Raw genomic sequence first — 25,860 nt, 5'->3', positions numbered from 1 at the left:
TTTCCTCTAAACAGTCAACGTGTTGTAAGCGGGTAGGCGATCGCCAATGACGGGAAACTCTTGGCGGACTGACTGGACCTGACGGGGATCGATGTCCACCATCAGCACCGTTTCGTCTGAGCCTGCCTCGGCGATGACATTGCCGCCCGGGTCCACCACCCGGCTGTGCCCACCAAGGTCCACACCTTCCTGGTTACCGGCAGCGTTGCAGGCGATCACGAAGATCTGGTGTTCCAGTGCCCTGGCTGTGGTGAGCAACCGCCAGTGTTCCCGCCTGGCAGCGGGCCAGGCTGCGGGTACGATCACGATGTCCGCGCCGCGGGTGCTCAACTCCATCCACAACCCGGGGAAGCGGAGGTCGTAACAGGTGATGCCGGCAACGGCGCCGAACGGCAGCGGGACTACGGGCAGTGAGGAGCCGGCAGTGAGCAGGCTGGCCTCCTTGGACTTGTAGCCGAAGACGTGGATCTTCCGGTACGTGTGGATCACTTTGCCGTCCGGCCCCAGCAGGATGGAGGTGTTGCTGAGCTGGCCGTCCTCACCGGCCTCGATGACGCTGCCGAGGTGAAGGTAGACACCCAGCTCCGCCGCTACCCGTGAGCACATGGAGACTGTTGGTCCGTCCAGTGTTTCCGCGAGGGCCTCATAGTCATCGAAGTGAAAGTAGCCGGCGCTCCAGAGTTCAGGAAGCACGATCAGTTCTGCGCCGTTGATGCCCCGAAGGATCGCCTCGACGCGATCAATCCGTTCCTCACGGGTTTCGGAGTCAGGGCTGGACACCTGGACGAGTGCGATTTTCATGCTTTTCCCTTCTCCAGGCCTGGGGTCAAGTCGTCCAGATCGCTGAGCTTCAGGCCCTTGGTTTCCTTGGCGAACATCACCGAGACCATGGAGATCAGGCCCATGGCGGCGAGGTAGATGCCGATCGCGTAGCCGGTGCCGAAAGCGCTGTAGAGCGCCAGGGCGATGATCGGGGACAACGAACCTGCGATCAGTGATGCCAGGTTGTAGGACACTGAGGTTCCGCTGTACCGGACGTCCGTGGGGAAGAGCTCGGAGAAGAAGGCGCCGATCACTGAGCTGTACGCCGCGAAGATCAGGAGCCCTCCCACGGCGGCGGCAATGATGCCCCACACCTGGCCGGTGTTCAGCAGGAAGAAGAACGCGAAGGCCCACACCATGGTGGCGATCGAGGCACCAATCAGGATTGGCTTGCGGCCCACCTTGTCTGCGTAGACGGCGAGGATGGGAATGGCGACGACGGCGACGCCTTGGCCGATCATGACGGCGGTAAGACCTGTCTGCCTTTGCAGCCCCATGATCTGGGTGACGTACGTGATGATGAACAGCGAGTAGATGTAGAAGCCTGCGTTTTCGCCCATCCGGCTGCCGGTGGCGATGAGGATTTCACGCCAGTTGCGGCGGAACAGGATGGTCAGTGGCAGCTTCCGTTCCTTGTTGCCTTCGGCTTCGCGCTTCCGCTGTGCTTCCTTGAACAGCGGGGTTTCCTGCACGTAGAGCCTCAGGATGAGGCCAATGACAACCAGCAGTGCGGACAATCCGAACGCAATGCGCCAGCCCCATGCCAGGAATTCGCTCTCCGGCATGGTGGCGGCCAGGATGGCCAGGACGCCGGCGGCCATCAGGTTGCCCAGGGGCGGACCCATGTTTGGCCAGGAGGACCAGAAAGCGCGCCGGGTGCTCTCATTGCTGTGTTCGGAAACCAGCAGGACGGCGCCGCCCCACTCGCCGCCGAGGGCAAAGCCTTGGATCAGGCGGAGCAGCAGGAGGAGCAAAGGTGCTGCCAGCCCAATAGCGGCGTAGGAGGGGATGAAAGCGATAAGGGTTGTAGCCACGCCCATGAGCATCAGGCTGGCAACCAAGGTGGCTCGACGACCATGCTTGTCGCCGAGGTGTCCCAGGACTATTGCGCCGATGGGACGGGCAAGGAAACCGGCTGCGAACGTTCCCAAGGCAAGCATGGTGCCAACCATGGGATCGTCGGTGGGGAAATAGAGCTTGTTGAATACCAGCGCGGCCGCGGTGCCGTAGAGAAAGAAGTCATACCATTCGACGGCGGTGCCGGCGAGGCTCGAAGCAGCAACGACGGGCAGGCTGGAGTGCTTCTGTCGCCTCAGTTCTGCTTTCTTCAATTCGGTCATTGTGGGGGTCCTTTTGCGGGGAGATTCCGATGCGTGAGCGGTGTCACTAAGAAGACTGTAGACGAGTTGTATACAACCTGTCTATATTTGAACCAGAAGTTTTTCAGCACTCCGCTCCGTTCTGAATGCAACTCGTATACTGGGCTAGCGAGAAAGGCTCTGCATGATCCAGATGACCCCCACTGCGCAGTCGCAGCCAGAAGTGGCCTACCAGTGGATGAAAAGTTACATCGCAGCGCTCCCTCGTGAGGAGGAAACCTTCCTCAATGAAGGGGTCCTGGCAAAGACCACTGGCACATCACGGACACCTGTGCGTGAAGCCTTGCTGCGCCTCGAAGCCGAGGGATTCGTCAAGCGCGTCCCGCATAAAGGCGCCTACGTCCCGCCGATCTCAGACCCCGATGTCCGCGCCATCCTGCAGGCCAGGGCGGTAGTGGAAAAGTGGGCGGTCTCAGCCGTGGAGACCATGCCTGACGCCCAGATCGATGCCTTCCAGCGCATCATTGACCAGCAGCAGGAAGCACGGGAAGACCCGGCCAGGTTCATTGAGCTGGATACCGAATTCCACACCCTGATGGTCCGGGCAGGGGGCAACCCCGTGCTTGCCGATTTCTATGCGTCCCTCCGGCAAAAGCAGCTCAGGATCGGCGTCAAGGCAGTCAGCCAAGGCGCCGATCGCGCCGGGGATGTCCTCCGTGAACACCAGTTGATTGTTGACGCCCTCCGCAGCCGAAGCCTCGACGCCGCGCATCAGGCCATTGATGCCCATCTGGACTCCACCCGCTTGGCGGTCATCGGCTACTAGGCCCTGCTAGTCCTCGCTGTGCAGCTCCCGCTGCCGTGCGCTCAGCAGCTCAAACTCAGGCCGGGCAGCCACGAACCGTTCAACGGCGTCGAGCACTTGCTGAAGGTGCGCGTGGTCGGCGGCCACCACAGCTGCACCCACCAGCGCTCGCCTGTGTTGGTCCTGCATGCCCGTTTCAGCGGCAGAAACCTCGAAACGCCGCTTGAGCTCAGCCACGAGGGGCCGTACCAGCGACCGCTTCTCCTTGAGGCTATGGACATCGCCCAAGAGGACGTCGAACTCAATCCAACCGATCCACATGGTTCATTATCACTGCAGAAAACCGGGGCAAGGCTGCGGCTTCGGGCCGCATCGCATCTTGAGCCAATCTTGAGCAAAATTCGCATCCAGGTTGAGTAAGCCCCGGGACACTGAACTCAAAGGCCGGAGGGTGACCAGCTGAGGGGGTTGGACATGGAGCTCGATGCATTCTCGGTGAGGGTCGCGCTGGGCGTGGTTACGGTGACTCTCCTGGTGCTGTTCTGTACTTCATTCCACCGCACGCGCTCCCCGTATGCGGGCTGGTGGAGCCTGGCCTTGCTCGAGTTCATGGCGGGGAATGCCGCCTTCCTCCTCAACGGAACCCCCCACCAGCAGTGGGCCAACCCCTTGGGCAACGTCCTGGTGGTGGCAGGCGCTTTCAGCGTGTGGGCCGGAGCGAAGACCCTCCGGGACCGGAAAGCCGCGTCATGGCAGCTGGCTTTTGGACCGGCCGTCACGGCTATCGCATCCTTTCTGGAAAGCCCCGGGAGTAACGTTTGGTCCGGAGGCCTCGTTTATCTGGCCATGATGACGTTGGGCATAGCGTTGGCCGCGTACGATCTCTGGTTTATCAAGTCTTCGCATTCGCAAGTCCACAAAGCCCTGTCCATCGCCGCCGGCCTGCTGGCCGCCTATTATCTGGGCCGCTGGATGGTTTATGCCCTCGAAGGGCCGGCCAGTTACACGTTCCGCACTTATTTTGGGCCCGGACCGTCAGCGCTGATATCAATGGTTCTCCTGGTCACGGTGTCCTTCAGCATGACGGCCCTGACCAGCGACCAACTCATCAAAGGCCTCCGGGAACGTGCCACCCGCGACCATCTCACGGGACTCCTCAACCGCGGAGCATTCCTGGACCTCGCCACCACGGAACTTGAGCGCCTTCACTCCACAGGGTCTGGCGCCGCCGTAGTCCTGGCCGACCTGGACCACTTCAAAGCCGTCAACGACGAACACGGCCACGGGGCAGGGGATGTGGCCTTGCAGGCATTCGCTGATGTTTGCACAGCCTCGGTCAGGTCCACAGATCTCATCGGACGCTATGGAGGCGAAGAGTTCGTCCTCTTCCTGCCGGGAGCTACGCAGGACCGGGCCGAGAACATCGCTACGGAAATCAGCCGCCGGATGGCAGCCTTGCCGACTCCAGAGGGCGTTGTCTTCCCCACCATCAGCTACGGAGTCACATCAAGCATTCCCGCTGCAGCCGACCTCAATTTCATGATCGAGGTAGCGGACGCAGCCCTTTACAGCGCGAAAGCGCAAGGAAGAAACAGGATTGTAGGAGCCGACCGCCCCAAGGCGGCCACTATCGCGGATGAGGCAAGATCATGACCTTCAACGAACTCACCACCCGGATCCAGATCCAGCACACCCAGGAACTATCCGCGTTCCGGCAAGGCATCACAAGCCCTCCTTACAAAGCTGGAACACCCACAATGCTGAACGCGGACCGGCGTTCGGTAAGGATGAGTCCCGTTCAATCGGTGGAGGACAGCAACGCGAACCTCACCATCGTGGCCGACGTCGAAGGCCTCGCCTGGTTCACGGCGGACAAGGGCCTCCTGGGCAGCTGCATCACAGTGTCCATTGCCGGTCACCGCAGGAACACCGGTACCCGCGTGCACCTCCCGCTCGCAGAATGCGACGCTTGGATTGAGGCGATCCTGGGCGGGGCATGGATCACGCACGTGTACCGCGCCGGAAACAAGGTGGAACCGGACGGCAGGCTGGACATTGCGTCATACCGGCTGTTCCTGGACGAACGCCGTAACCCAGTGGCCAAACCGCAGGCTGTCGCCGACTCCAGCCTGCGACGCTTGGAAGAGTCGTGAGAGGCTCCAAGCCCCACAGGTTGATCCCCGTTGATTCACGGATCGAAAAATTGGAGCGGCACGTACAGGCGCTGATGGACGAGCTCCACAGAGCACGCTATGAACAACGCCGCGAGGCCCTTACGGACGCCCTTACCGGGCTCGGCAACCGCCAAGCACTGGTGAATTCCTTCATCGAAGCCCAAGCAGCCACGGCCAACGGCGCCGTCCCGCCGGCACTTCTCCTCCTGAACCTGGATGGGTTCAAGGCACTGAAAAACTCCGCAGGCCACGCCGCAGCGGACCAGATCCTAGTCACCGTTGCCATGCGCATCCGCTCGGCCGTCCGGGAGAACGACGTCGTCACCCGGCTGGGTGGCGACGAATTCGCGGTGCTGTTGCCCGCTACCCCGCAAAGCCGGGCCACCGCCGTCGGGAACCGCGTCCTGGCCGCGCTGGAACCGAACATCGACCTCGGCAACAACAGCATCCGCTGCGGCGCAAGCCTTGGGCTGCGCACCGCTGAACCACATCACAGCATCGAGGACCTTCTGCAAGAGGCCGATCTGGCCATGGAAGAATCCAAAACCGAGGGCAGGAACAAGCTCAAAGTCTTCGATCCTTCCACCCTTCACGCGCGGCAACTCCAGCGGCAAATAGTGGGAGAGCTCCGCGAAGCCATCCGTTCTGATCAGTTGGTCCTCTTCTACCAGCCGATCGTGGAGCTTTCCACTGGCAGGATCGAAGGCTGCGAGGCTTTGGTTCGCTGGAACCACCCCGTTCATGGACTGATCATGCCGGACCAGTTCATTCCCGTTGCGGAGGCGACTGGCCTGATCGCGGAATTGGGCAGGTGGGTCCTGCGGACGGCCGTCGGCCAGTTGCGACGGTGGCGGGATAATCCGGCCACCAAACAGCACGACTTCTCCATGCGCATCAATGTTTCTGCCGCCGACCTTCAAAGCCTCGAGTTCGTGGACGACGTCGGTGAAGCCCTGGCGGAGGAGAGCCTGGCCCCGGAATCACTGGTGCTGGAGCTCACCGAGAGCGCCATCATCCACAACAACGAGCTGGACCGCTACACCTTGGCAAGCCTGCACAGGCTGGGAGTCGGACTCGAGATCGATGACTTCGGCGCCGGGTACTCCTCCATGGGCTACCTGCGGAAACTTCCTGTGGACCGGGTAAAAGTGGACCGTCAGTTCGTAAAGGACCTGGGCAAGGACCCTTCGCAGCTCGGCTTCGTGGCCGCCATACAGGAAGTCATCCGCTCCTGTGGCCTGGAAGGTGTTTGGGAGGGGATCGAGACCGCCGAACAGGCGGAGGCGCTCCGAAGTATCGGCTGCGCGAGCGGGCAGGGGTATTACTTCGGGCGGCCCTTGCCGGAGATGGAGTTCACTGAGCAGTTGGCCCGGCACGTGGTGTGGCCGGCTTAAACAGGAACGCGGGGCCACCTAGGTGGCCCCGCGTTGTTTTGCCTGCTCTTAGCCGAAGTACTTTGGCAGGGTGGCTTCGTGTGCTTCACGGAGAGCGTCCAGGGAGAGCTCGTCCACACCGTTGATCTCCAGCTTTCCGCCGGCAGCGTCAACAACGCCGATCCGGAGGTGGGCGAAGCCGCGGGCGGTGCACATGTCCTTGAAACGGACTTCTTCGGATCGCGGGACGGACACGATGGCCCGGGCCTGCGACTCGGAGAAGAGGGCGGTGAACAGGTCCACGCCGTCGCGCTCCATGAGTTCTTCAAGGGCGATGCGGGCACCGACACCGTAGCGCAGCGAGGACTCAACCAGGGCGGCCGCCAGGCCACCTTCGGAGAGGTCGTGTGCTGCGTCAACCATGCCGTCACGTGAAGCGTTGATCAGGATCTCGCCCAAGCCGCGCTCAGCTGCGAGGTCAACCTTCGGAGGCAGGCCACCAAGGTGTCCGCGGAGGTTGGACCATTCCGAACCGTCCAGCTCTGCTGCGGTGGTGCCCAGCAGGTAGATGGCCTGGCCGTCCTCGCGCCAGCCCGACGGCGTACGGCGGGCGACGTCGTCGAGCTTGCCCAGAACTGCCACCACGGGGGAGGGGTGGATCGGCGTGGTGCCGGTCTGGTTGTAGAGCGAGACGTTGCCGCCGGTGACCGGGATGCCGAGTTCCATGCAGGCGTCGGACAAACCACGGATGGCTTCGGCGAGCTGCCACATGACATCCGGGTCCTCAGGGGAACCGAAGTTCAGGCAATCGCTGACGGCCATCGGAACAGCGCCCGAGGTGGCAACGTTGCGGTAGGCCTCAGCCAACGCGAGCTGTGCACCCTGGTAGGGCTCCAGGTAGGTGTAGCGGCCGTTGGCGTCGGTTGCCAGGGCGACGCCCAGGCCGGTTTCTTCGTCAACACGGACCACGCCGGCATCGTCCGGGTACGCCATGGCAGTGTTGCCGCCAACGTAGCGGTCGTACTGCTTGGTGATCCAGTCCTTGCTGCACATGTTCGGTGAAGCCACGAGCTCGGTGACGGCTGCAGCCAGCTCCGAGGGAGCGGACGGACGGCCGGCATCCTCAACAGATCCGGTGAAGGAGTTGGCCTGGACCGAGTCCTGCCACTCCGGGCGGGCGAACGGACGGTCGTAGACCGGGCCGTCGTGCGCAACGGTGCGGGGATCGACGTCGACGATTACTTCGCCTTCCCAGGTGATGATGAGGCGACCGGTATCGGTAACCTCACCCAACCAGGAGTACTCCACGGCCCACTTGTCCATAACAGCTTCGAAGGCTGCGATGTTCTCCGGGGTGACCACGGCCATCATGCGTTCCTGCGACTCGGACATGAGGATCTCGCCCGGGGTCAGCGTGGGGTCGCGCAGCAGGACAGAAGTCAGTTCCACCTCCATGCCGCCGTCGCCGTTGGAGGCGAGCTCGGACGTGGCGCAGGAAATGCCGGCAGCGCCGAGGTCCTGGATGCCTTCAACCAGGGAGCCCTTGAAGAGCTCCAGGCAGCATTCGATGAGGACCTTCTCAGCGAAGGGGTCACCCACCTGGACGGCCGGACGCTTGGACGGCTTGGTGTCATCGAAGGACTCCGAGGCCAGCACCGAAGCGCCGCCAATGCCGTCGCCACCGGTGCGCGCACCGAACAGGACAACCTTGTTGCCCTTGCCGGAGGCGTTGGCCAGTCGGATGTCCTCGTGACGCATGACGCCCACGGCCAGTGCGTTCACCAACGGGTTACCCTGGTAGACGGAGTCGAAGACCATTTCGCCACCGATGTTCGGCAGGCCAAGGCAGTTGCCGTAGCCGCCGATGCCGGCAACGGCACCGTGCATGACGCGGGCGGTATCCGGGTGGTCGATCGCGCCGAAACGCAACGGGTCCATCACGGCAACCGGGCGGGCGCCCATGGAAATAATGTCGCGGACGATGCCGCCGATGCCGGTAGCGGCACCCTGGTACGGCTCAACGAACGACGGCGAGTTGTGGGACTCGATCTTGAACGTCACGGCCCAGCCGTCGCCGAGGTTGGTGACGCCGGCGTTTTCGCCGATGCCAACCAGCATGTCCTTCTTCATTTCCTCGGTGACCTTCTCACCGAACTGGCGAAGGTGGTTCTTGGAGGACTTGTAGGAGCAGTGCTCACTCCACATGACGGAGTACATGGCCAGCTCAGCGCCGGTGGGGCGGCGGCCCAGGACCTTGACGATCTCGTCGAATTCGTTCTGCTTCAGGCCCAGCTCAGCCCACGGGAGTTCCGTGTCCGGGGTCTTGGCAGCGTGCTCAACGGTGTCGATGTTGAACTTCTTGGTGGTTTCCGTGGTCACTTGTCGCCTCCCACAATCTTGGTCAAAACGGAGGTGAAGAAACCGAGGCCGTCGGTGTCGCGGGGTGCGCCGTCAAGCGATTCCGGGCCGAAGCCGGTCTCCACAGCGTGCTCGGGGTGCGGCATGAGGCCCACCACGTTGCCGGCTGCGTTGGAGATGCCCGCGATGTCACGGCGGGAGCCGTTCGGGTTGAAGCCCACGTAGCGGAACACCACGCGGCCCTCAGCCTCAAGGGCATCCAGGGTCTTCTCGTCAGCGATGTACTGGCCGTCCTGGTTCTTCAACGGCACAATGATTTCCTGGCCGTCCGCGTAGTCCACGGTCCAGGCAGTGTTGGCGTTCTCCACGCGAAGTGTCTGGTCGCGGCAGATGAACTTCAGGTGGTCGTTCTTGATCATGGAACCGGGCAGCAAGTGCGACTCGGTCAGGATCTGGAAGCCGTTGCAAATACCCAGGACCGGGAGCTTCGCCTCGGAGTTGGCAGCGTCGATGATCTTGGACATCAGCGGCGCGAAACGCGAAATGGCACCGGCGCGGAGGTAGTCACCGTAGGAGAAACCGCCGGGGATGATGACAGCGTCAACGTCGCCTAGTTCGGTATCTGCATGCCACAGGGAAACCGCGGTGCCACCTGCAAGCCGCACCGCACGGGCGGCGTCGCGGTCGTCAAGGGTGCCGGGGAAGGTCACGACGCCGATCTTGGCGCCGGCCAAGCGGGGTTCTGCGGCGACGGCCACTGCCTCGCCAATCAGGGGAATCGACGTCATATCAGGCCTCGACGACCTCGACGTTGACAACATCCTCGATCACCGGGTTGGACAGGAGAGTCTCGGCAGCTTCGCGGGCCTGGGCCAGGATAGCGTCGGTCACCTCGCCGTCGACGGTCAGTTCGAAGCGCTTGCCCTGGCGGACTGCGCTGAAGCTGTTGAAGCCGAGGCGGGGCAGAGCACCCACGATGGCCTTCCCCTGGGGGTCCAGAATCTCGGGCTTGGGCATGACGTCAACGACGATCCGGGGCATCCGGTAACTCCTGTGCGTGAGTTGGGTGAACCTTAAATAAGGCTGCCGCGGAGGTGCCGTCTCACGCCGTTCAGCCGCATCCAAACAGCGTTTTAGCACAGGGCTAAACACGTTGTGAACTGCAATGTTTGAACGGCATGGGGGGCGCTCCGCGAGCTTGCACACCTATTCTACCGGGATCAAGGCACATACCCTATTCAGCCGGATTGCGCGAGGGCACCCCGCCGTGAAGGCAGAAATCGCTGGCCGCCGTGGTCCGCCGTCACTAAGATTGCGGCATGGCTGAGAAACCGAAATCCATGGTGCTGGGCGTAGTGGCCGCAGCCGTTTTTGCAGGGCTGGGCCGAATGGTCATCCAGAAAATCATGGCGGACAGAGCCGCCCGGGAGCATCGCGTTACCGCGCCTTTGGACAAGGAAACGCGGGCCAGGATCAGCGACGCCCTGCGCACTCCAAGTAAGTAGGCCCTAACCTCCAGAGGGCTGATTTTCGGCGGACGGCGCGGATTAGGGCACATACAAATGCGCTATTCAAAGCGGTTAAATGGTGTGATTCCGGCGTAGTTTGGAAGGACACCAGGGGTTCAGCCCCAGTACCTTTCAAGGGCCAGTACCTTTCAGGATCCAAACCAGGAGGAACAATGACCGAACACATTGCCGAAGTATCCGCCTGTAGCGTTGGCACGTGCGGATTCAACCACAACGGTTGCACCGCATTCGGAATCACCATCGGCGGCAGCCAGGACCACGCTTCCTGCGCAACGTTCATTGACACCAATGCCATGGGCGGCCTTCCCAAGGTCCTCGCCCACGTAGGTGCCTGCCAGCGCTCCGAGTGCGTCCACAACAACAACCTCATGTGCGAGGCACACGACGTCAAGGTCGGGCCCGGCCGCGAAGCCGCCGACTGCCTGACGTACGAGCACTCCTGATATTTCCTGACGACCAAAAGGGTCCCCGCACTCGGTTGAGGCGGGGACCCTTTTTTGGCGCTACTTTTTCTTCTTGGTCGCCTGGGGCTTTGCTTCCTTGGGGCTGTCGGCTTCCTTCATTTCCTGTTCCGCCGTGGCTTGGATCAGAGCCAGCAGTTCAGGATCCAGTCCTGGTGCGAACTCTTCCTTGCGCTCCGGGGAGATGGTGATGGGGAAACCTTCAGGCATGACGTCCGTGCTCAGCTCGGTGCCGTCGTTGGAGGGAGAGGCTCCGCGGTAGAGCTTGCCGGCCTCGCTCAGGTTGTCGGCGCTGAAGGTGTACTGGATGCTCTGCAAGCCCTTATCCAACAGCTTCTTCACCTCGGGGAACTGCTCGGCGTTGGTCTTCGGAATGGGGAGGACCTTGCCCCAGTTCACTCCCAGGCTTTCCAGGGCCTTGGCGTACGCGTTCTCGTGGGCTTGGTCGCGAACGATGAGGTACGCGATCGTGGAGCGTGCCGTCTTGTTTTCCGTCATTTCGTAGATACGGCACTTCTGGAGCCGGCCCGTTGACTCAAGCATCAGGTTGTAGAGCAGGTCCAGCACCAGGTTGCCACTGTTGTAGACATAGGAGCCGCTCCATGGGTTGCCTGCAGCGTCCACCGGAAGGGCGCCCTGGGCCCCCACCAGATAGTGATGGATGTTGCTGGTGTCCAGCGCGATCTTCAGGGGAGTGGCTCCACCGGCGCCCGGTTGGTCCACAGGATCCGTTTTCTTGCCCTGGTAGCGCGGCGAGCCGTCCAGGAGCTGGGAAATGGTGGTTCCGATGAGTTCCACGTGGCTGATCTCTTCAGTGCCGATGCCCTGAAGGAGATCTTTATAGGGTTTCGAGGCGGCGTCGCCCCGGAAGTTCATGCTTTGGAAGAGGTACTGCATCATGGTGCGCATCTCACCGAATTGTCCGCCGAGACCTTCCTGGAGGGCGTTTGCTGCGGCGGGGTCGGGCTCGTCTGCGGCGATTTCGTTGATGAGAAGTTGGGTGTGCAGGTACATTGCGATTCCTCACGTTGTTCATGCTGCGTGTTTGGGATGGAAACCCTCTGCTGGCCACCCCGGACGCACCCACCATAAGCATGCTTACTATTTGGAGGCAATGAAAATATCGATTTGATTCCCAGGCGTTAGCCGGCAACTTGGTTGGTCAATGCGTTGCCTTCCTTGAGTGCCTCGACGTTGGCCAGCACGAGCTTGGCGGCGCCCTTGGGGCGGTTGCCGGCCACGTGGGGCGTGATGATCAGGTTCGGCGCACTCCACAGTTTGGAGTCGGCGGGAAGCGGTTCGTCCTTGGTGACGTCGACGGCGGCTACGCGCAGCCTGCCTTCGAGCAACGCTGCAAGCAGGGCGTCTTCGTCCACCGTGGCGCCGCGGCCGACGTTCACAAAGATGGCGGTGTTCGGGAGGGCACGCAGGATGTCTTCGTTCAGGGCGTCCGCGGTTTCCGGGGTCGCCGGCAGGATGGAGACCAGGACGTCGGTGGTGCGCAGGACTTCGGGGAAGTCGTCGTCAGCCACTACGGGGAAGCCGTAACGCTCACCCTTGGAGCTGGCGACGCCGGTGACGTTCGCTCCCAAAGCGGCCAGTAGGGGAGCCAGTCGTCCCGCGATGGAGCCGAAGCCCCAAATGGTGACGTTGGCGCCGTCGAGCGTGTAGAGCTGCTCCGTGTCAGGCGCGGACTGGGCCGCGTTGTACGGCTGGTTCCAGGTGGAGCCCTTCTGGGACTCCATCAACTGGTCCATGCGGCGTACCGCCGCCAAAATCAGGGTCAGTGCGTGTTCGGCCACGGGGCCATCGTGAAGGGAGCGGCCGGACGTGATGGCCACGTTGTCCCCGAAGCCTGCTGCCAGCACTGAATCCGGGCCTGCTGCGAGCGTCTGGACCAGCCTGAGTTGGCGCATTTCCTTGGCTGCATCGGCCAGGTTGTCCGCGGTGTTCCGCCATACCACCAGCACCTCCGCGTCGCGGTGCCCGCCGGGGATGGGCTTGTCCACCTCATACACAACCACCTCGTCGTCCGGCGTAGGAAGGTCCAGTTTGATGGTGTCGGGGACAAGGATTTTCACAGCGGCTCCGTTGCTAAAGTGGCTCGGCGGTAGGCACTTGAGGCTACCGCCCGCACCCTTGGTTCTGTAACAAATCACCATTCCTATGACAAGACAAAAAACTTGAAATGTGCTGTATGTCATATTTGGCTCTCACTAGGTACTCTGTGACTCGGCTGGTTGCGCGGCTTTGACAGGAACTGTCAAAGGTTCAACCAACTAAAAGTTGACAGGCCTGGGCGATGGAGCCCGGTCCTCCCTCAGTGAAAGGTGCAACCACTCGTGAAATCACAAGGAAAGAGCTTCGTCAGAAGCGGGGGACTTCGAAAGGCTGCGGCGCTTGCCCTTGGCCTGCCGTTGCTGCTCTCGTCGATGGCGATGCCCGCCCAGGCCGCTCCCGCCCCGGAGACGCCCGGGAATGTTGCAGGCGTGGCCAAGAAGAACCTTGACCCCAGCGCCTACAAGGACGGCCGATACATGGTGGTCCTGGCCGAAAAGCCTGCAGCTACCTACGACGGCGGCACGGCCGGGCTTGCTCCCACCAAGCCCGAAGACGGTAAGAAGATCGACGCCGACAGCGCTGAGGTGAAGGAATATCAGCAGCACCTGCAGCAGAAGCAACAGGAAGTTGCACAGCAGGAAAACGTCACAATCCAGCGCGACTTCACCACCGCCGTCAATGGCTTTAGTGCCAACCTGACGGCAGACCAGGCGATCAACCTTGCCAAGGACCCCAAGGTCCTCATGGTGGCACCGGACACGCAGTATGCTCCGGACTACTCCACCACCGACTTCCTCAAGCTCAGCGGCCCCAACGGAACCTGGGCTACCCAGTATGGCGGACAGGACAACGCCGGCAAGGGCACCGTTGTTGGCGTGATCGACACCGGTTACACCCCGTCCAACCCCTTCTTCGCCGGTGAGCCTGTTGGCCCGCTGGTGGGCAATGCCCAGGTGGGCGTTCCGTACCGCACCGCTGACGGCAAGATCGCCATGCTGAAGGCCGACGGCGATACTTTCGTCGGCGAATGCCAGCCCGGTACCGACACGGGTGCTGACTACGATGGCAGCGCCTGCAACTCCAAGGTTCTCAGCACCCACTACTTCGCTGACGCCTTCCTGGAAACCGTTCCGCCGGAAAACCGCGCCCAAGAAGAAGTAATCTCTCCCGTCGACGTGGACAGCCACGGCACCCATACAGCCAGCACGGCAGCGGGCAATGCCAACGTTGACGCCGTAGTGGATGGCCGCAGCTTCGGAACCACCAGCGGCATCGCACCCGCCGCCAAGCTCGCCGTCTACAAAGTCTGCTGGGAGGACACGGATCCTGCCACGGGTGGCTGCTACGGCTCCGCTTCTGTGGATGCGATCGAGCAGGCCATCCTGGACGGTGTGGATGTATTGAACTATTCCATCTCGGGTTCAACCACCTCCACCACCGATCCCGTCTCGCTGGCCTTCCTGTCTGCAGCTTCCGCAGGCATTTTCGTTGCAACCTCGGCGGGCAACTCCGGACCGACCGCCAGCACCGTAAACCACGGAGCACCATGGCTGACCACGGTTGCCGCGACGTCCTTCTCGCAGGAGCTCCAGGGCACTGTTGAGTTCTCCGATGGCAGCAAGTTCCGCGGAGCGAGCATCATGAACCGCGAGGTGAGCGGGGCCGGCGTCGTGCTTTCCACCAACGCTGCAAGCGGTGAAGGCAACGCGGCGCTCTGTGCTCCGGGCTCGCTGGACCCGGCCAAGGTAGCCGGCAAGGTTGTTGTTTGTGACCGTGGTGTTGTTGACCGTACCGCCAAGAGCGCTGAGGTCCTTCGCGGTGGTGGCGTCGGCATGATCCTGGTGAACCTGACCGATTCCTCCCTGGACACCGACAAGCACGTCATTCCCACCGTTCACGTGAACCCGCCCGCCACTCAGACCATCAAGGACAAAGTCACGGCCAACCCGGCCATCACCGTCTCCTTGCTGAACCGCGACACCACGGGCCTGCCCGCTGAGGCACAGCCGCAGATCGCAGGATTCTCTTCGCGTGGTCCGCTGCTTGCTACCGACTCGGACTTGTTGAAGCCTGACGTGTCCGCTCCCGGCGTCGCTATCCTCGCTGGCGTTTCGCCCATCGGAACCGGTGGAGATAACTTCGGCTTCCTCTCGGGAACGTCCATGGCTTCCCCGCACGTTGCCGGTTTCGGCGCCCTGATCCTCGCCAAGAGCCCGCAGTGGTCCCCGGCCACCGTGAAGTCAGCCATGATGACCACCGCTGGTCCGGTCAAACTGGCCAACGGCGCCATCAACAAGGATGTCTTCGCCACAGGCGCCGGACAGGTGGATCCGGCCAAGGTCCTCTCGCCGGGCCTGGTGTACGACGCCACCACCGAGGACTACCTGAAGTTCATCCAGGGCACAGGCATGGATCTGGGCATGGAAGGGCTGGGCACCACGCAGGCGCGGGACATGAACGTTCCCTCCTTCGCGCTGGGCAACCTCGCAGGCAAAGTGGAGGTCACCCGTACCCTCACTGCCCTGACTCCGGGAACGTACCGTGCATCGGCCAACGTTCCGGGTGTCAACGTCAAGGTCACACCGTCCGTGCTGACCTTTGGCGCTCCCGGTGAGAAGAAGACGTTCAAGGTGCAGTTCGAAAACAAAAATGGTGAACTGGGCAAATTCGCCATGGGTTCGCTGAACTGGCAGGGTGCCAACAAGACTGTCACCTCTCCGATCGCCGTCCGGCCGCAGTCCGTCATCGCGGACAAGGCCCTGACATTCACGGGAACGGGCCCCAACGGCTCCGGAGCCATCAACATCACCTCGGGCACCAACCTGCCGGTAGGCGTCACCGTTGATGGCCTTTCCAAGGCAGACTCCTCGGCAGTCGAACTGGTCCCCGGCCCGTTCGCGGGCGAAACCAATGCGTCCAACTACGTGAAAAAGGTGCCCGTTGGTGAGAACAGTGCGCTCGCCAAGTTCTCGGTGATCTCTTCCAACGAGGCCGCGGACTTCGACATGCTGGTGGTCACCCCGTCCGGGCAGCAGCTGCCTGCCGCAACGGCGTCGGCCAGCGAAACCCTGTCCGTCCCCAACCCGGCGCCCGGCGACTACTACGTCTACGCCAACCTGTACGCGAGCCCCAACAACCAGGCCACCAAGGCCACCGTTGACGCCGCCGTGCTGGGTGCCAACCAAGGTAACGCCACCGTGACGCCGAACCCGATCCGTCTTGCCAACGGCAAGACCGGTCAGATCTCGCTGAACTGGAAGAACCTGGAGCCTGGCTCCTACATTGGTCGCCTGACCTTTGCAGGAACCAGTGAGCCTAGCTTCGTCACCGTCCTGGTCAACCCGGGCGGAACCGTAGTGGTTCCGGACGAGGAAGACCCGAAGAAGGACAAGAAAGACAAGAAGCACGGTGGCAAGATCCGCGCTGATGAGCCGACACAGGGCAACAACGCCGGCTAAGGATTTCTTAATTCAGTAACAGCAGTGGCCGGTGGGGATAACCACCGGCCACTGCTGTTTCCGGTGATAGGTTCGATGCAGTTCCCACCCGGTGATTTCGCACCAGACAATTCGCAACGAAAGGCCGGCATGTCACAGCCAGGATCCGAACCACAATCCGAACAACAGTTGAACGGGCAGCACGCATTTGCCGGCCAGCCGTACCCTCAGCCTTCATACCCGCAGCAGCCGTACGGTCAACAGCCGTACCCTCAGGCGACCTATCCTCAGCCGTATGGCCAACAGGATGGCCCACCCTTCTACTTCCCGGACCTCGAAGGCGCCAATTTCAAGTCCAAGGCCACCACCTATGCCATCATCGGCATCTTTTTCCTTGGAATTGTGTTTGGGCCACTGGCCATTCGTAATGCAGGCCGTGCAGAAGCGAACGGCGTACCGGCCACCTTTGGGAAGGTTGCCGGGTGGATTGTTTTGGTGTTGTCCTGCGTCAACATCCTGTTCTGGGTCGCCGTGCTGATCTTTGGCCTGATCTACGGGGGTTCCGGACGCTGAGGGGGCAACCGTCCCTACACAGCGCCGGTTGAGCCCCCGGTGTTGCCCAGCAGCGAAGCCAACGCCTTCCACCGTGCGATCTCACAGCCGTCAGTCCTGCTGAACTGGCTATGGACTTCGCGTCCCCGGAACCACCCCGTGACCACGGCTACCTGTGGGCCGCCGTACTGCTGCGTGCAGATCCGGTCCGGCCGAGGCTCCGGAAAGAAGACTTCCTCACCGAACTGCTCGACGGCGGCCAGCGCCGCTGTTGCATCAGGCAAGTTCGAGTCCAGCGAGTCAGGGTCAGGCGACAGGATGCCTGCCGCGGACCGAAGGTGGAAGACCCGGCTTTCAGCGCCAGGTGCCTCCGTCAGCGTGACCGTCAGGTCGACGTCGTAGTGGCTCTTATCTGCACCGCTGTTGTTAGTGCCTGGCTTGTCTGCGTGGCTGTTATCTGCGGAAACCATGGTTACCTTTCGCTGGTGGCGGCGGGTGCTCAGGCAGCCAAACCGCTCAGTTCATCCAAGAGCGGTCCTACTGCCTGGAGCACGCGGGCCCGCAACTCCTGGGATTCGGCCGCGAAAGCCCGCTGGTATTCAACGTACTCGGCCTTGCCCTGCGGTGTCTCAATCCTGATGGGCGGGTAGCCCCATTCTTGAAGATCGTAGGGGGACGCTTGCATGTCCATCGCGCGGATCCGCCATGACAACTCGAAGCAGTCCATCACCAGCTCGCTCGGCAGGGCAGGCGTTAGCTTGTAAGCCCACTTGTAGAGGTCCATGTTGGCGTGCAGGCAACCCGGCTGCTCCATGGTGCGCTGGTTCTCACGGGTGGGCGTGAGTTCATTCAGCGAGGTGGCATCAGGTGTGTAGAAGCGGAAGGCGTCAAAGTGTGAGCAGCGGATGCGGTTCTCTTCAACAACAGCATCCGTGCCGTCGCCGCCAAGCCTCAGCTTCAGGTACTCATGCCGCAGCTCAAACTTTTCCTGCCGGTACACCATGGCCCATTCGTGCAGGCCAAAGCATCCAAACTGTGCCGGTCGCTTGGCGGTGCCCGCGAGGATGATTCCCGCGAAGCGGACAGCTTCGGCGCGGTCGGCAAGGAAGCCGGCCCGCTCAAAGGTGACCGCAGGCGTGCCTGGAGCCAGCCCCACAGAGGCGAGTTCGGCGTCGTCGAGCGCTCTGTAGAACTTCCAGGTGACGCGCTCCAAGGCGCGCTGGCCGCTGAGGACCACGCCGTCGCCGGGATGCCAACGTTGCAACTGGCCCGGCTTCTGCGTGTAGTAGGTGAAGAGGAAGTCCTCCACGGGGTGTTTCCTACCCGCTGAACGACGCGCCAGATAGGGATCGGCGTAACGCGCGACGCGTGCATGGTGGGCTGCCTCCAGCCCGAGCCATTGCTCTTGGGGGAGGTGCCGAAGCCTAGAGGCCGCCATCTGATCCGAGGACGCTCTTCGCGGCGTCCCATAGGGCGATCTGGCAGCCATCCGTCCGGTTGAAGGAAGCGCTGACTTCCTTGCCGTCCACTGAACCGGTCACCTTGGCCGTTGCCGGGCCGCCGTACTGCATGGTGCAGGCCTGGTCCGTTCGCATCGGGGCGGGGCTCAGGAGGGAGGGGCCGTTCTTGAGTGACGTGCAGGCGTCGGCTGCCGACGGGTGGCTGCTTTCGGCGGCGGGCACGCCATTTGTGCAGACGAGCGTGAACGCCTGAGGGTCGGACTCGGGAGTTTCAACGAGCGTGATGGAGAGTTCGGCATTGCCCACGCCGGGGGCTGCTGACACGCTGGGTTTCCCGCTTGGGGTGCTGTTTGGGCTGCTGCTTGAAGTGGCCGACGACGACGGCGCTTCAGTTGGGCTGTTGGTTGAACCCGGGGTGGGGTTGCCTGAGCACGCGGCGAGGCCGGCGACGGCCAATACTGCCAGTAAGGGCCGAACAAATCGCATGCGCATGGAGTCTCCTAGGTTGCATCCATTTTACGTGGCACTTTTGGTGCTCGCTTCAAGGACACCACCGAGGCTGTGGGCTTGGCTAGGGAGTTGCACTGACGGGTTTCTGCTGGGTGGCGGCGATCAATCCGGTCATGGCCTGGTGGAGTTCAGCTACTTCTTCGCGGGTGAGTTGCAGGCGCTCGCGGATCTGGCCCGGAACGGCGGTGGCTTGCTCGCGAAGGGCGGCACCTTTGTCTGTCAGCTTGACCGCCAGTGCCCGTTCATTCCCGGGCACGCGCTCGCGGGTAATCAACTCGGCTTCCTCCAAACGCCTGAGTAGCGGGGAGAGGGTGGCGGGTTCATGGAGGAGGCTGTCGCTGATGTCCTTCAGCGTCCGGGGGCTTCGTTCCCAGAGGGCAAGCATCACCAGATACTGGGGATGGGTGAGCCCGAGCCGCTCCAACACTGGCTTATAGACGCCCACAACACTGCGCGAGGCCACTGTCAGGGCGAAGCACAGCTGGCGCTCCAGAAGGAGGTCGTCGGTCTCCTGGGTGGACTCATGAAGGGGTGTCATGGCTGCCTCCTGTGCTTGCTGCCTGATCTATTAGCGCACACCGGCGATTAGTTAGTGCACTAATGATTAGCGTACTATGGACTTACTGAACCGCCTAAAAGAGGAGTCGATCCGCGTGGCCAAGGAATCCTACACACGGAAATTCATGCGCGCGACAGGGAAGTTCCGTGTGATTTTCGGGCCCGCTCACAGCAGCTCCCTCGACCATGAGATGACCGAGGCCAACCGGAAATTGCTCGCGCAACGCCAGGCTGAGACCCAGCAGTGGGAAACCCTCCGCCGGCCCGACGGCAGCACCTACGTAGTGCCCCGCAACCCGGAGGACAAATCGCTGCGGTAGCGTTCCCTACCTCCCGCCGAGGTGGCAGCTAATGCCCATGTTTTTGGGAAACATTGGCGTTAAATGCCATCTCGGCGGGGGATTTCGGGCGTAAAATTGGCCTCACTGAACGGCACGCACCAGCCATGCCGCTTTTCTCTCTCCGGTAAGGAAGGAGGTGGAAAACATGGGACGCAGAATGGAAGGCTTCGTCCATGTGACCGAGCGGCTGCAGTCCGTTTTTGGACCCGCAACCCACGGCGACACGGACAGCCCCGTGGTGCACAAGCACGATGATTTCGAGACCGCTTCCGAAGCGGATCTGAAGAACTTCGACGTCGAAACCGACTCTGAGGGTCATCACTACGCAGTCCGGAACAATGATCCGGGCCCAACCAGCACTGACTACAGCCTCTAATGAGGCGTGAGATGCCGAAGGGCCGGACCGCGAACTCCGGCCCTTCCTTATGCGCTGACCGGCCTTGTGCACTGACTGGCCAGCCACCTTGACCCTGATTCCTTTTCCGTGCCACTGTTGAGCAACTAATCAGGATGCTTATTATGTGAGTAGTACGGTAAATGCTGGTCTACAGAGGGGGCCGTCAATGAGTTTCCAAGACGATGCAGCAAGGATTCCGGGTGGTTCCGCGCGCCCGGACCGGGGTAGCCCGGATCGAGGTAGTTCGGAGCAGCGGGATCGAGCGGTCCCGCCCGCTTCGGGGCACGACAGGCCAACCCGCACGGCCGCTTTGTGGGTGGCGGTGGCTGTGGGCTTGGCGGTTCTGGTGATGCTGATCGTCTTCTTCGTCCAGAACCAGGACATGATCACCGTCCGGTTCTTCGGGCTGGAGGGGACACTCGCCCTCGGCACCACACTGTTCATAGCGGCTGTGGGCGGCGGGGTCCTGGTGGCCCTTGCGGGCGGGGCGCGCATCCTTCAGCTCAGGATGAACAACCACCGCCGGAGGAAGGCAGCAGGTGGCCCGGGAGTGGCACCCTAAACGCAGTTAACTGCGGAAGGACCGGAGCGCTTGCTCCGGTCCTTCCGCAATTTAATCCCGACGGCGGCACTCCCTGACGATGTTAAGTCCGCCGGGGTGGTGGGCGGTTTTAGCCTTCGCAGTCAGTGCAGTAGGCGACGCCATCTTTTTCGCGTGCGATCTGCGAGCGGTGGCGAACCAGGAAGCAGGAGTGACAAGTGAACTCGTCGTTTGCCTGCGGAATGACCTGGATGACCAGTTCTTCAGCGACGATTTCGCCGCCGGGGCCGTTGGCATCGAGGCCATCGGTTTCGTCCAGTTCAAGCACGACACTCTTGGCCGTGGGAGCGCTGGCGGACTGGAGAGCCTGGAGGGACTGCTCCTGGTTCTCTTTTACATCGGTACGGAGTTCGTCGTAATCGGCTGCCACTTTTTAATGCCTCTTCGTGTTAGGGGGTTACCGGGTATGCAACGTACAGCATGCCACGAAAATTCCATACCATACCCCAGTTCTGCAGCTTGTGGCGAAAACCACGTGGGTGACGGGCAAAAAAACCCGCCACCCAGCGTACTTTCGCCTCTGTATTACCGAAGTTCCATGTAATTACCGAAGTTCGATGTCGAGGGCTTGGAAGTCGTCGGACGCGTGGCGACCAACCAGCAGGCGGAACGTGCCCTGCTCAAACTGCCAGCCGCCGTCGTAATATGCAAACGCCTTGGCAGGGATGCGTATTTCCACGCTCTCCGTGCCGGCTGGAGCGAGGTGTGTCCCGGCGTAGCCAGCGAGCCAGCGAACGGGCCGCTCCACGGCGGAATCGGCGCGGTCCAAGTAAACCTGGACGACCTCCCGCCCGGTGCGTGTGCCCGTGTTCCGGACAGGTACATGCACCACAACATCATTTCCGGCGGTGACTACCTGCGGCGCGTGGGCCTTGCCCAGTTCAAAGGTTGTGTACCCAAGGCCATAACCGAACGGGAGGGCGGGAGCTGCGCCGCCTTCGGCTTGCTGCTTGAGCCACGCGCGGTAGCCGATGTGGATTCCCTCGGAGTAGATCACCTTGCCGTCCACGGGGGTGGTGTTCAGGACTGGAACGTCCCCCAGTGCGGCGGGCCACGTGGTGGGGAGGCGTCCGCCGGGTTCCTCGGCACCCAGCAGGATGTCGGCGATGGCGCTGCCGAACTCCTGACCGCCAAACCAGCCCAGCAGGACCGCGTCCACCTTGTCGAGCCACGGCATCAGGACAGGCGAGCCGGAGTTCACCACAACCACTGTGCGCGGGTTGGCCCCGGCTACTGCTTCCACGAGCTGGTTTTGGTGCCCGGGCAGGTCCAGGTCCTTGCGGTCAAAGCCCTCGGATTCGATGGCGGCGTTGGTCCCCACAACCACCACTGCAACTTCGGAGTTCCGGGCAGCGTCCACTGCCGCGTCAATCTCGGCTTGCGGGTCGGCAACCACTGTCTCCTCGCCCAGCAGGATGGCCGTGAACGGGATGACCTGTTCCTTGGGCAGTTGGTACTCGGCCTCGATCCGGACGGTCTGGTCCGCGATGGTTTCCACGGCGTGGACGGTCTTGGGCGGATCGAAAAGGGCGGCGCCCAGAACTTCGGTCTCGTCCTTGATGTCGTCGTTGAAGACTTCCGTTCCGTCCAAGACAAAGCGGATGCGGCCCACGGTGCCGACTCCGAGGTGATGGACGCCTGCTGTCTCGGCTGTCCAGACTGTTTCCATGCGGATGGAGGCGGCGCCGTCGGGAATTCCAATGCCGAACCAGATCAGGTGCGAGGCCAGGCGATCTTCGCCGGAGATCTCTGTACCGTCTTCGGCAAGGAAGGTCACGCGGATTCCGGGGACGTCGGAGACCGGGTTGTGGAGGGATGCGCGGGGGAAAGGCTGGATGCCCTCGGCTACCTTGGCGCCACGCGCGTAGGTGACCGTGACGTCGTCGAGCAGTGCCTTCCGCAGGCCTTCCAGCGGCGAGACGGTGTATTTGGGCATCACGGTGGCGCTGCCGCCGCCCTGGGTGCGGGCTTCGTCGGCATTGTGGCCGATGACCGCCACACGGCTGAGCGCCTTGGCGTCCAGCGGCAGGATGCCGTTGTTGCGGACCAGCACGGCGCCGCGGACGGCGACTTCACGCGCGACGGCGGCCCCGTCCAGTTGCGTCGGGAGCTCGGTCACTGCGGGCTGGAAGCCTTCGAGGGAGCCGACACGGGCCGCGAGGCGGAGGATGCGGGTCACCTTTTCCAGGATGGCCTCGCGGCTGACCCGGCCATCGTTGACGGCGGCAAGGAGCTTGGGTCCCCAGTGGCCTACCGGGCCGGGCATTTCCAGGTCCTGGTAGGCGTTGGCAGCCTCTACTGAGCGGACACCCGTCCAATCGGACACTACGACGCCGTCGAAGCCCCATTCGGTGGACAGCGGGGTCTTCAGGAGCTTGTTCTCGCTGGCGGTGGTGCCGTTGATGGAGTTGTACGAGCTCATCACCAGCCAGGCGCGGGCCTCCGTGATGGCGTCCTCGAAGGCTGCCAGGTAGAGCTCACGCAGGGGGCGTTCGTCCACTACGGAGTCCGCGGTGAAACGCTCGGTTTCGGCTTCGTTGGCCAGGTAGTGCTTTGGCGTGGCGCCAACTCCCACGGACTGCACGCCGGCAACGTACCCGGCGGCCATGGTTGCCGTGAGTCGCGGGTCTTCGCTCATGCACTCGAAGTGGCGGCCGCCCAGCGGGGAGCGGTGCAGGTTGATGGTGGGGCCCAGGACGGCGTGGACGCCCTTGCGGCGGGCCTCCTGGCCCAGGACCTGCCCGTACCTCCACGCCGTTTCGACGCTCCAGGTCGCGGACAAAGCAGACGACGACGGCAAGGAGACCGAGTCGTGGCGTTCATCGAAGTCTTCGCCGCGGACCCCGGCCGGACCGTCGGACATGACCACGCGGGACAGGCCGATCTCCGGGATGGCGTGCGTGGACCAAACGTCTGCACCTGTCAACAGTTGGACCTGCTGCTCGAGGGTCAGGTTCCGGGCCAGTTCGCGGATCCTGGCTTCCGCATCGTCAGTTCCTGCCTGTGGCGACGTGACTGCCGGGGAGAGTGAGGGATTCATTTACTTGACTCCTTTGATACGTGTGACGAGGAGGGCTCCGATGATGCCGACGGCCGCACCTCCGAGGAACAATGCGGGGTAGCCACCCAGGGCGATGACAGGGAAGGCGATAGCAGGCACGAGGGATTGGGGGAGGGCCTGGGCGATGTTGAAGACACCAAAGGTCTTGGCATTCTCTGACTGGTCGCTGGGCAGCAGGTCCGTAATGAGGGCTACGTCCACGGCGCTGAAGACGCCGAGGCCCAAGCCCAGGATCCCTTGGCCCACCAGCACCTGACTGGTGTTGGTGCTGGTAGCGATGACCACCAGACCGCCCATCATGATCAAGGCGGAGATGATGACCATGCTCTTGCGCTTGCCAAGGCGGTCGCTGATCCAGCCGCCTGCAAGGCTGGTGACCACAGTGCCGGCCGAGCTGACCAAGGTTGCTTGGAACACCAAGCCGGTGACCTGCGTTTCGGCGACGTGGAGGTGGTCCGTGAAGAAGTAGGGCAGGTAGAGAAGGCCGGCGCAGTAGCCCACGTAGACCAGGAATTTGGTGACCCAGGCCCACCCCAGCCCCGGGTAATCCTTGGGGTTGAAGTAGAAGGAACCGAGGATTTCCTTGAGGTTCAGCGGCGCCGGTTTCTCGGTGAGGACGCGGTCCCTGAAGGTAAAGGCGAAGGCGATGGCTATGGCCGTGCCTACGATCCCCGGGACTACGGCCATCTGCAGGGCGGTCTCGAACATCTGCGCGAAGAAGGCCGCTGCCACAAGTCCAATGGGCAACGTCATGCCGATAAGGCCGGACAGGCGTCCGCGCTCCCTTGGGCCGGCTTGGTCTGGAAGGGTTGCAACCAGAGCGGCCAGGGCGGCGTTGAAGCCCAGCTGTGCTACAACCCAAGCAATGAGGACCACTCCGACTTCCGTGGCCGACCCCAGCAGGAAGAGCGCTGCAAGGCCGAGGAGTGATCCGCCGACGATCCACGGTTTGCGCATGCCGAAACGGGAAGTGGTGCGGTCGCTGAGTCGGCCAAAGAACGGATTGGCGAGCAAAGCGACGGCTGCTCCGACGCCTGCCACAAGGCTGAGTGCTCCGGCGCGTGTATCCGGGGTGGTGATTTCCGAAACCTTGATGGCAAGGACTACCAACGCGGGGGCGAGGACGGCCATCCAGAGGCCGGCGCTCGCGATGGGCATGCCGATGACGTAGGCGCGGGAAGCGGCTTCTGTGCTTCCACGTTCCGGGCCGGCGGTTTCCGCGCCTGCCACCTGCTGATTGAGATTGAGGGCCACATTGCCTCCTGGTGAACGGGTGACCCACCGTTGGGTCTTGAAGGAAGACTCTAGCCACAAAAATCTAGTGTGACTAGGTTTTGAGCGAAAAAGTCGAGTGATACTCGATTTTTGAACCTTCAAATAGACTGAACGGATGTCAACATCCAGGGCTCGGGGCCAGTACGCCAAGGGCGCCGAACGCCGCGAACAAATCATCCAGACAGCTACAGATGTCTTTGCCACGGAGGGCTTCGAAGGCACTGCCCTCAAGCACGTCGCCGAACTGGTGGGCGTCAAGGAAGCCACTCTGTTCCACTATTTCAAGGGCAAACAGGAACTGCTGACCGCAGTCCTGGCCGAACGGGATCGACGGTCACTCGCAGTTGGTGGCGAATCCGAGGTGGGGTTGAGCCTCATGCCGGGCATCGCCGAGCGCAACGAGCGTGAGCCCGGCCTGACCACGCTTTACGCGGTGGCCTCCGCCACGGCCAACGATCCCGGGCATGCCTCCCACATGTACTTCAAAGAGCGCTACGAAACAGTAGTGCGGGACGTCGCCGTGGACATTGAGCGGCGACAGAAGGCAGGCGAGGTACGGACCGACGTCGGGCCTGAAGCGCTCGCGAGGCTGGTGGTGGCCGCTTTCGATGGTTTGCAGTTGCAGTGGCTCTACGACAAATCCGTGGATATGGCAGAGGGACTGACTCAAATGGTGGAAGTCCTGCTGGCACCGACTCACCCAACTAAGTAGCAGTCAAGGCCGTTCTGAGAGCTCAGAACGGCCTTAAGTGCTACTTAGTTGGGG

At 62.4% G+C, this 25,860-nt stretch carries 27 protein-coding genes; 12 read left to right on the top strand and 15 right to left on the bottom strand.

Annotated elements, in window-relative coordinates; translation table 11 throughout:
- Nucleotides 1–6: 6 nt before the first annotated feature.
- Nucleotides 7–801 carry a carbon-nitrogen family hydrolase gene (locus ACZ881_RS05020; RefSeq protein WP_476112969.1) on the bottom strand — a complete coding sequence of 265 codons (795 nt, stop codon included), beginning with the start codon at nucleotides 799–801 and terminating at the stop codon, nucleotides 7–9.
- Nucleotides 798–2,162, bottom strand: a complete 1,365-nt coding sequence (locus ACZ881_RS05015; RefSeq protein WP_476112968.1) for an MFS transporter — start codon at nucleotides 2,160–2,162, stop codon at nucleotides 798–800. The genes ACZ881_RS05020 and ACZ881_RS05015 overlap by 4 nt, the downstream gene beginning before the upstream one ends.
- A 163-nt stretch (nucleotides 2,163–2,325) precedes the next feature.
- Between ACZ881_RS05015 and ACZ881_RS05010 the strand changes: the two genes are divergently transcribed.
- Entirely contained in the window at nucleotides 2,326–2,967 is a 642-nt protein-coding gene (locus tag ACZ881_RS05010) for a GntR family transcriptional regulator (protein ID WP_420180045.1), read from the top strand.
- Between the two features lie 6 nt (nucleotides 2,968–2,973).
- On the opposite strand, the gene ACZ881_RS05005 is transcribed toward ACZ881_RS05010, so the two are convergent.
- On the bottom strand, nucleotides 2,974–3,267 hold the full coding sequence (locus ACZ881_RS05005; protein ID WP_091465163.1) for a DUF503 domain-containing protein: 294 nt from the start codon (nucleotides 3,265–3,267) through the stop codon (nucleotides 2,974–2,976).
- A gap of 153 nt (nucleotides 3,268–3,420) precedes the next feature.
- On the opposite strand from ACZ881_RS05005, the gene ACZ881_RS05000 reads away from it, so the two are divergent.
- Genes ACZ881_RS05000 through ACZ881_RS04990 form a run of 3 tightly spaced genes read left to right on the top strand, consistent with a single transcriptional unit; the run spans nucleotide 3,421 to nucleotide 6,514 of the window.
- Entirely contained in the window at nucleotides 3,421–4,599 is a 1,179-nt protein-coding gene (locus ACZ881_RS05000; protein WP_091465165.1) for a GGDEF domain-containing protein, read from the top strand.
- The gene (locus ACZ881_RS04995) at nucleotides 4,596–5,099 is read left to right on the top strand and encodes a hypothetical protein (RefSeq protein ID WP_178993257.1); all 504 of its coding nucleotides are present in this window, start codon (nucleotides 4,596–4,598) and stop codon (nucleotides 5,097–5,099) included. Before ACZ881_RS05000 ends, ACZ881_RS04995 begins: the two co-directional genes overlap by 4 nt.
- Nucleotides 5,096–6,514, top strand: a complete 1,419-nt coding sequence (locus ACZ881_RS04990) for a putative bifunctional diguanylate cyclase/phosphodiesterase (protein WP_476112964.1) — start codon at nucleotides 5,096–5,098, stop codon at nucleotides 6,512–6,514. The genes ACZ881_RS04995 and ACZ881_RS04990 overlap by 4 nt, the downstream gene beginning before the upstream one ends.
- Nucleotides 6,515–6,562: 48 nt before the next feature.
- Here ACZ881_RS04990 and purL read toward each other — a convergent pair whose 3' ends face one another.
- From purL to purS, 3 genes are read right to left on the bottom strand one after another with little or no spacing between them, the layout of a single operon-like run.
- Complete coding sequence (purL, locus tag ACZ881_RS04985; protein ID WP_178993259.1) at nucleotides 6,563–8,872, bottom strand: phosphoribosylformylglycinamidine synthase subunit PurL; 2,310 nt, start codon at nucleotides 8,870–8,872, stop codon at nucleotides 6,563–6,565.
- On the bottom strand, nucleotides 8,869–9,639 hold the full coding sequence (purQ, locus tag ACZ881_RS04980) for a phosphoribosylformylglycinamidine synthase subunit PurQ (protein ID WP_178993260.1): 771 nt from the start codon (nucleotides 9,637–9,639) through the stop codon (nucleotides 8,869–8,871). Before purQ ends, purL begins: the two co-directional genes overlap by 4 nt.
- A 1-nt stretch (nucleotide 9,640) precedes the next feature.
- A complete protein-coding gene (purS, locus tag ACZ881_RS04975) occupies nucleotides 9,641–9,892 on the bottom strand; it encodes a phosphoribosylformylglycinamidine synthase subunit PurS (protein ID WP_011773385.1) in 252 nt (83 codons plus the stop codon).
- Between the two features lie 278 nt (nucleotides 9,893–10,170).
- On the opposite strand from purS, the gene ACZ881_RS04970 reads away from it, so the two are divergent.
- Both ACZ881_RS04970 and ACZ881_RS04965 read left to right on the top strand, forming a co-directional pair.
- Entirely contained in the window at nucleotides 10,171–10,356 is a 186-nt protein-coding gene (locus ACZ881_RS04970; RefSeq protein WP_017198376.1) for a hypothetical protein, read from the top strand.
- Between the two features lie 176 nt (nucleotides 10,357–10,532).
- Nucleotides 10,533–10,823: a DUF1540 domain-containing protein gene (locus tag ACZ881_RS04965; RefSeq protein WP_054808888.1), complete on the top strand. Its 291-nt coding sequence runs from the start codon at nucleotides 10,533–10,535 to the stop codon at nucleotides 10,821–10,823.
- A gap of 60 nt (nucleotides 10,824–10,883) precedes the next feature.
- On the opposite strand, the gene ACZ881_RS04960 is transcribed toward ACZ881_RS04965, so the two are convergent.
- Nucleotides 10,884–11,855 carry a manganese catalase family protein gene (locus tag ACZ881_RS04960; protein ID WP_091465173.1) on the bottom strand — a complete coding sequence of 324 codons (972 nt, stop codon included), beginning with the start codon at nucleotides 11,853–11,855 and terminating at the stop codon, nucleotides 10,884–10,886.
- Nucleotides 11,856–11,983: 128 nt separating this feature from the next.
- Nucleotides 11,984–12,922 carry a phosphoglycerate dehydrogenase gene (locus ACZ881_RS04955; RefSeq protein ID WP_476112959.1) on the bottom strand — a complete coding sequence of 313 codons (939 nt, stop codon included), beginning with the start codon at nucleotides 12,920–12,922 and terminating at the stop codon, nucleotides 11,984–11,986.
- A gap of 261 nt (nucleotides 12,923–13,183) precedes the next feature.
- On the opposite strand from ACZ881_RS04955, the gene ACZ881_RS04950 reads away from it, so the two are divergent.
- Both ACZ881_RS04950 and ACZ881_RS04945 read left to right on the top strand, forming a co-directional pair.
- Nucleotides 13,184–16,360 (top strand): S8 family serine peptidase, encoded by a 3,177-nt coding sequence (locus tag ACZ881_RS04950; protein WP_476112957.1) that lies wholly within the window; start codon nucleotides 13,184–13,186, stop codon nucleotides 16,358–16,360.
- Nucleotides 16,361–16,489: 129 nt separating this feature from the next.
- On the top strand, nucleotides 16,490–16,912 hold the full coding sequence (locus ACZ881_RS04945) for a hypothetical protein (RefSeq protein ID WP_476112955.1): 423 nt from the start codon (nucleotides 16,490–16,492) through the stop codon (nucleotides 16,910–16,912).
- Nucleotides 16,913–16,926: 14 nt separating this feature from the next.
- Here the strand turns inward: ACZ881_RS04945 and ACZ881_RS04940 are convergent, their stop codons facing one another.
- The 4 genes from ACZ881_RS04940 to ACZ881_RS04925 all read right to left on the bottom strand — a co-directional run bounded on the left by ACZ881_RS04940 (nucleotide 16,927) and on the right by ACZ881_RS04925 (nucleotide 19,399).
- Nucleotides 16,927–17,361: a serine protease inhibitor gene (locus ACZ881_RS04940; protein ID WP_476112953.1), complete on the bottom strand. Its 435-nt coding sequence runs from the start codon at nucleotides 17,359–17,361 to the stop codon at nucleotides 16,927–16,929.
- A gap of 29 nt (nucleotides 17,362–17,390) precedes the next feature.
- Nucleotides 17,391–18,329 carry a 3-methyladenine DNA glycosylase gene (locus ACZ881_RS04935; protein WP_208295732.1) on the bottom strand — a complete coding sequence of 313 codons (939 nt, stop codon included), beginning with the start codon at nucleotides 18,327–18,329 and terminating at the stop codon, nucleotides 17,391–17,393.
- Entirely contained in the window at nucleotides 18,316–18,843 is a 528-nt protein-coding gene (locus ACZ881_RS04930; RefSeq protein WP_476112951.1) for an SSI family serine proteinase inhibitor, read from the bottom strand. Before ACZ881_RS04930 ends, ACZ881_RS04935 begins: the two co-directional genes overlap by 14 nt.
- A gap of 79 nt (nucleotides 18,844–18,922) precedes the next feature.
- Entirely contained in the window at nucleotides 18,923–19,399 is a 477-nt protein-coding gene (locus tag ACZ881_RS04925) for a MarR family winged helix-turn-helix transcriptional regulator (protein WP_476112949.1), read from the bottom strand.
- Nucleotides 19,400–19,514: 115 nt separating this feature from the next.
- Here ACZ881_RS04925 and ACZ881_RS04920 point away from each other — a divergent pair, with 115 nt between their 5' ends.
- From ACZ881_RS04920 to ACZ881_RS04910, 3 genes are all read left to right on the top strand, one after another.
- Complete coding sequence (locus ACZ881_RS04920) at nucleotides 19,515–19,739, top strand: hypothetical protein (protein ID WP_054808891.1); 225 nt, start codon at nucleotides 19,515–19,517, stop codon at nucleotides 19,737–19,739.
- A 166-nt stretch (nucleotides 19,740–19,905) separates the two neighbouring features.
- Entirely contained in the window at nucleotides 19,906–20,136 is a 231-nt protein-coding gene (locus ACZ881_RS04915) for a hypothetical protein (protein ID WP_044568518.1), read from the top strand.
- Nucleotides 20,137–20,323: 187 nt separating this feature from the next.
- The gene (locus tag ACZ881_RS04910) at nucleotides 20,324–20,719 is read left to right on the top strand and encodes a LapA family protein (protein ID WP_476112947.1); all 396 of its coding nucleotides are present in this window, start codon (nucleotides 20,324–20,326) and stop codon (nucleotides 20,717–20,719) included.
- Nucleotides 20,720–20,828: 109 nt separating this feature from the next.
- Here the strand turns inward: ACZ881_RS04910 and ACZ881_RS04905 are convergent, their stop codons facing one another.
- From ACZ881_RS04905 to ACZ881_RS04895, 3 genes are all read right to left on the bottom strand, one after another.
- Nucleotides 20,829–21,128: a DUF4193 domain-containing protein gene (locus tag ACZ881_RS04905; protein WP_011773410.1), complete on the bottom strand. Its 300-nt coding sequence runs from the start codon at nucleotides 21,126–21,128 to the stop codon at nucleotides 20,829–20,831.
- Between the two features lie 174 nt (nucleotides 21,129–21,302).
- Entirely contained in the window at nucleotides 21,303–23,798 is a 2,496-nt protein-coding gene (locus ACZ881_RS04900; protein WP_476112944.1) for a beta-glucosidase, read from the bottom strand.
- Nucleotides 23,799–24,977, bottom strand: coding sequence for an MFS transporter (locus ACZ881_RS04895; RefSeq protein WP_476113862.1), 1,179 nt, complete (start codon nucleotides 24,975–24,977; stop codon nucleotides 23,799–23,801).
- A 232-nt stretch (nucleotides 24,978–25,209) separates the two neighbouring features.
- On the opposite strand from ACZ881_RS04895, the gene ACZ881_RS04890 reads away from it, so the two are divergent.
- On the top strand, nucleotides 25,210–25,806 hold the full coding sequence (locus ACZ881_RS04890; protein WP_476112942.1) for a TetR/AcrR family transcriptional regulator: 597 nt from the start codon (nucleotides 25,210–25,212) through the stop codon (nucleotides 25,804–25,806).
- Nucleotides 25,807–25,860 lie beyond the last annotated feature (54 nt).

Source organism: Paenarthrobacter sp. TE3676 (genome assembly GCF_056279165.1).
This window is presented reverse-complemented; position numbering and strand designations above follow the sequence as displayed.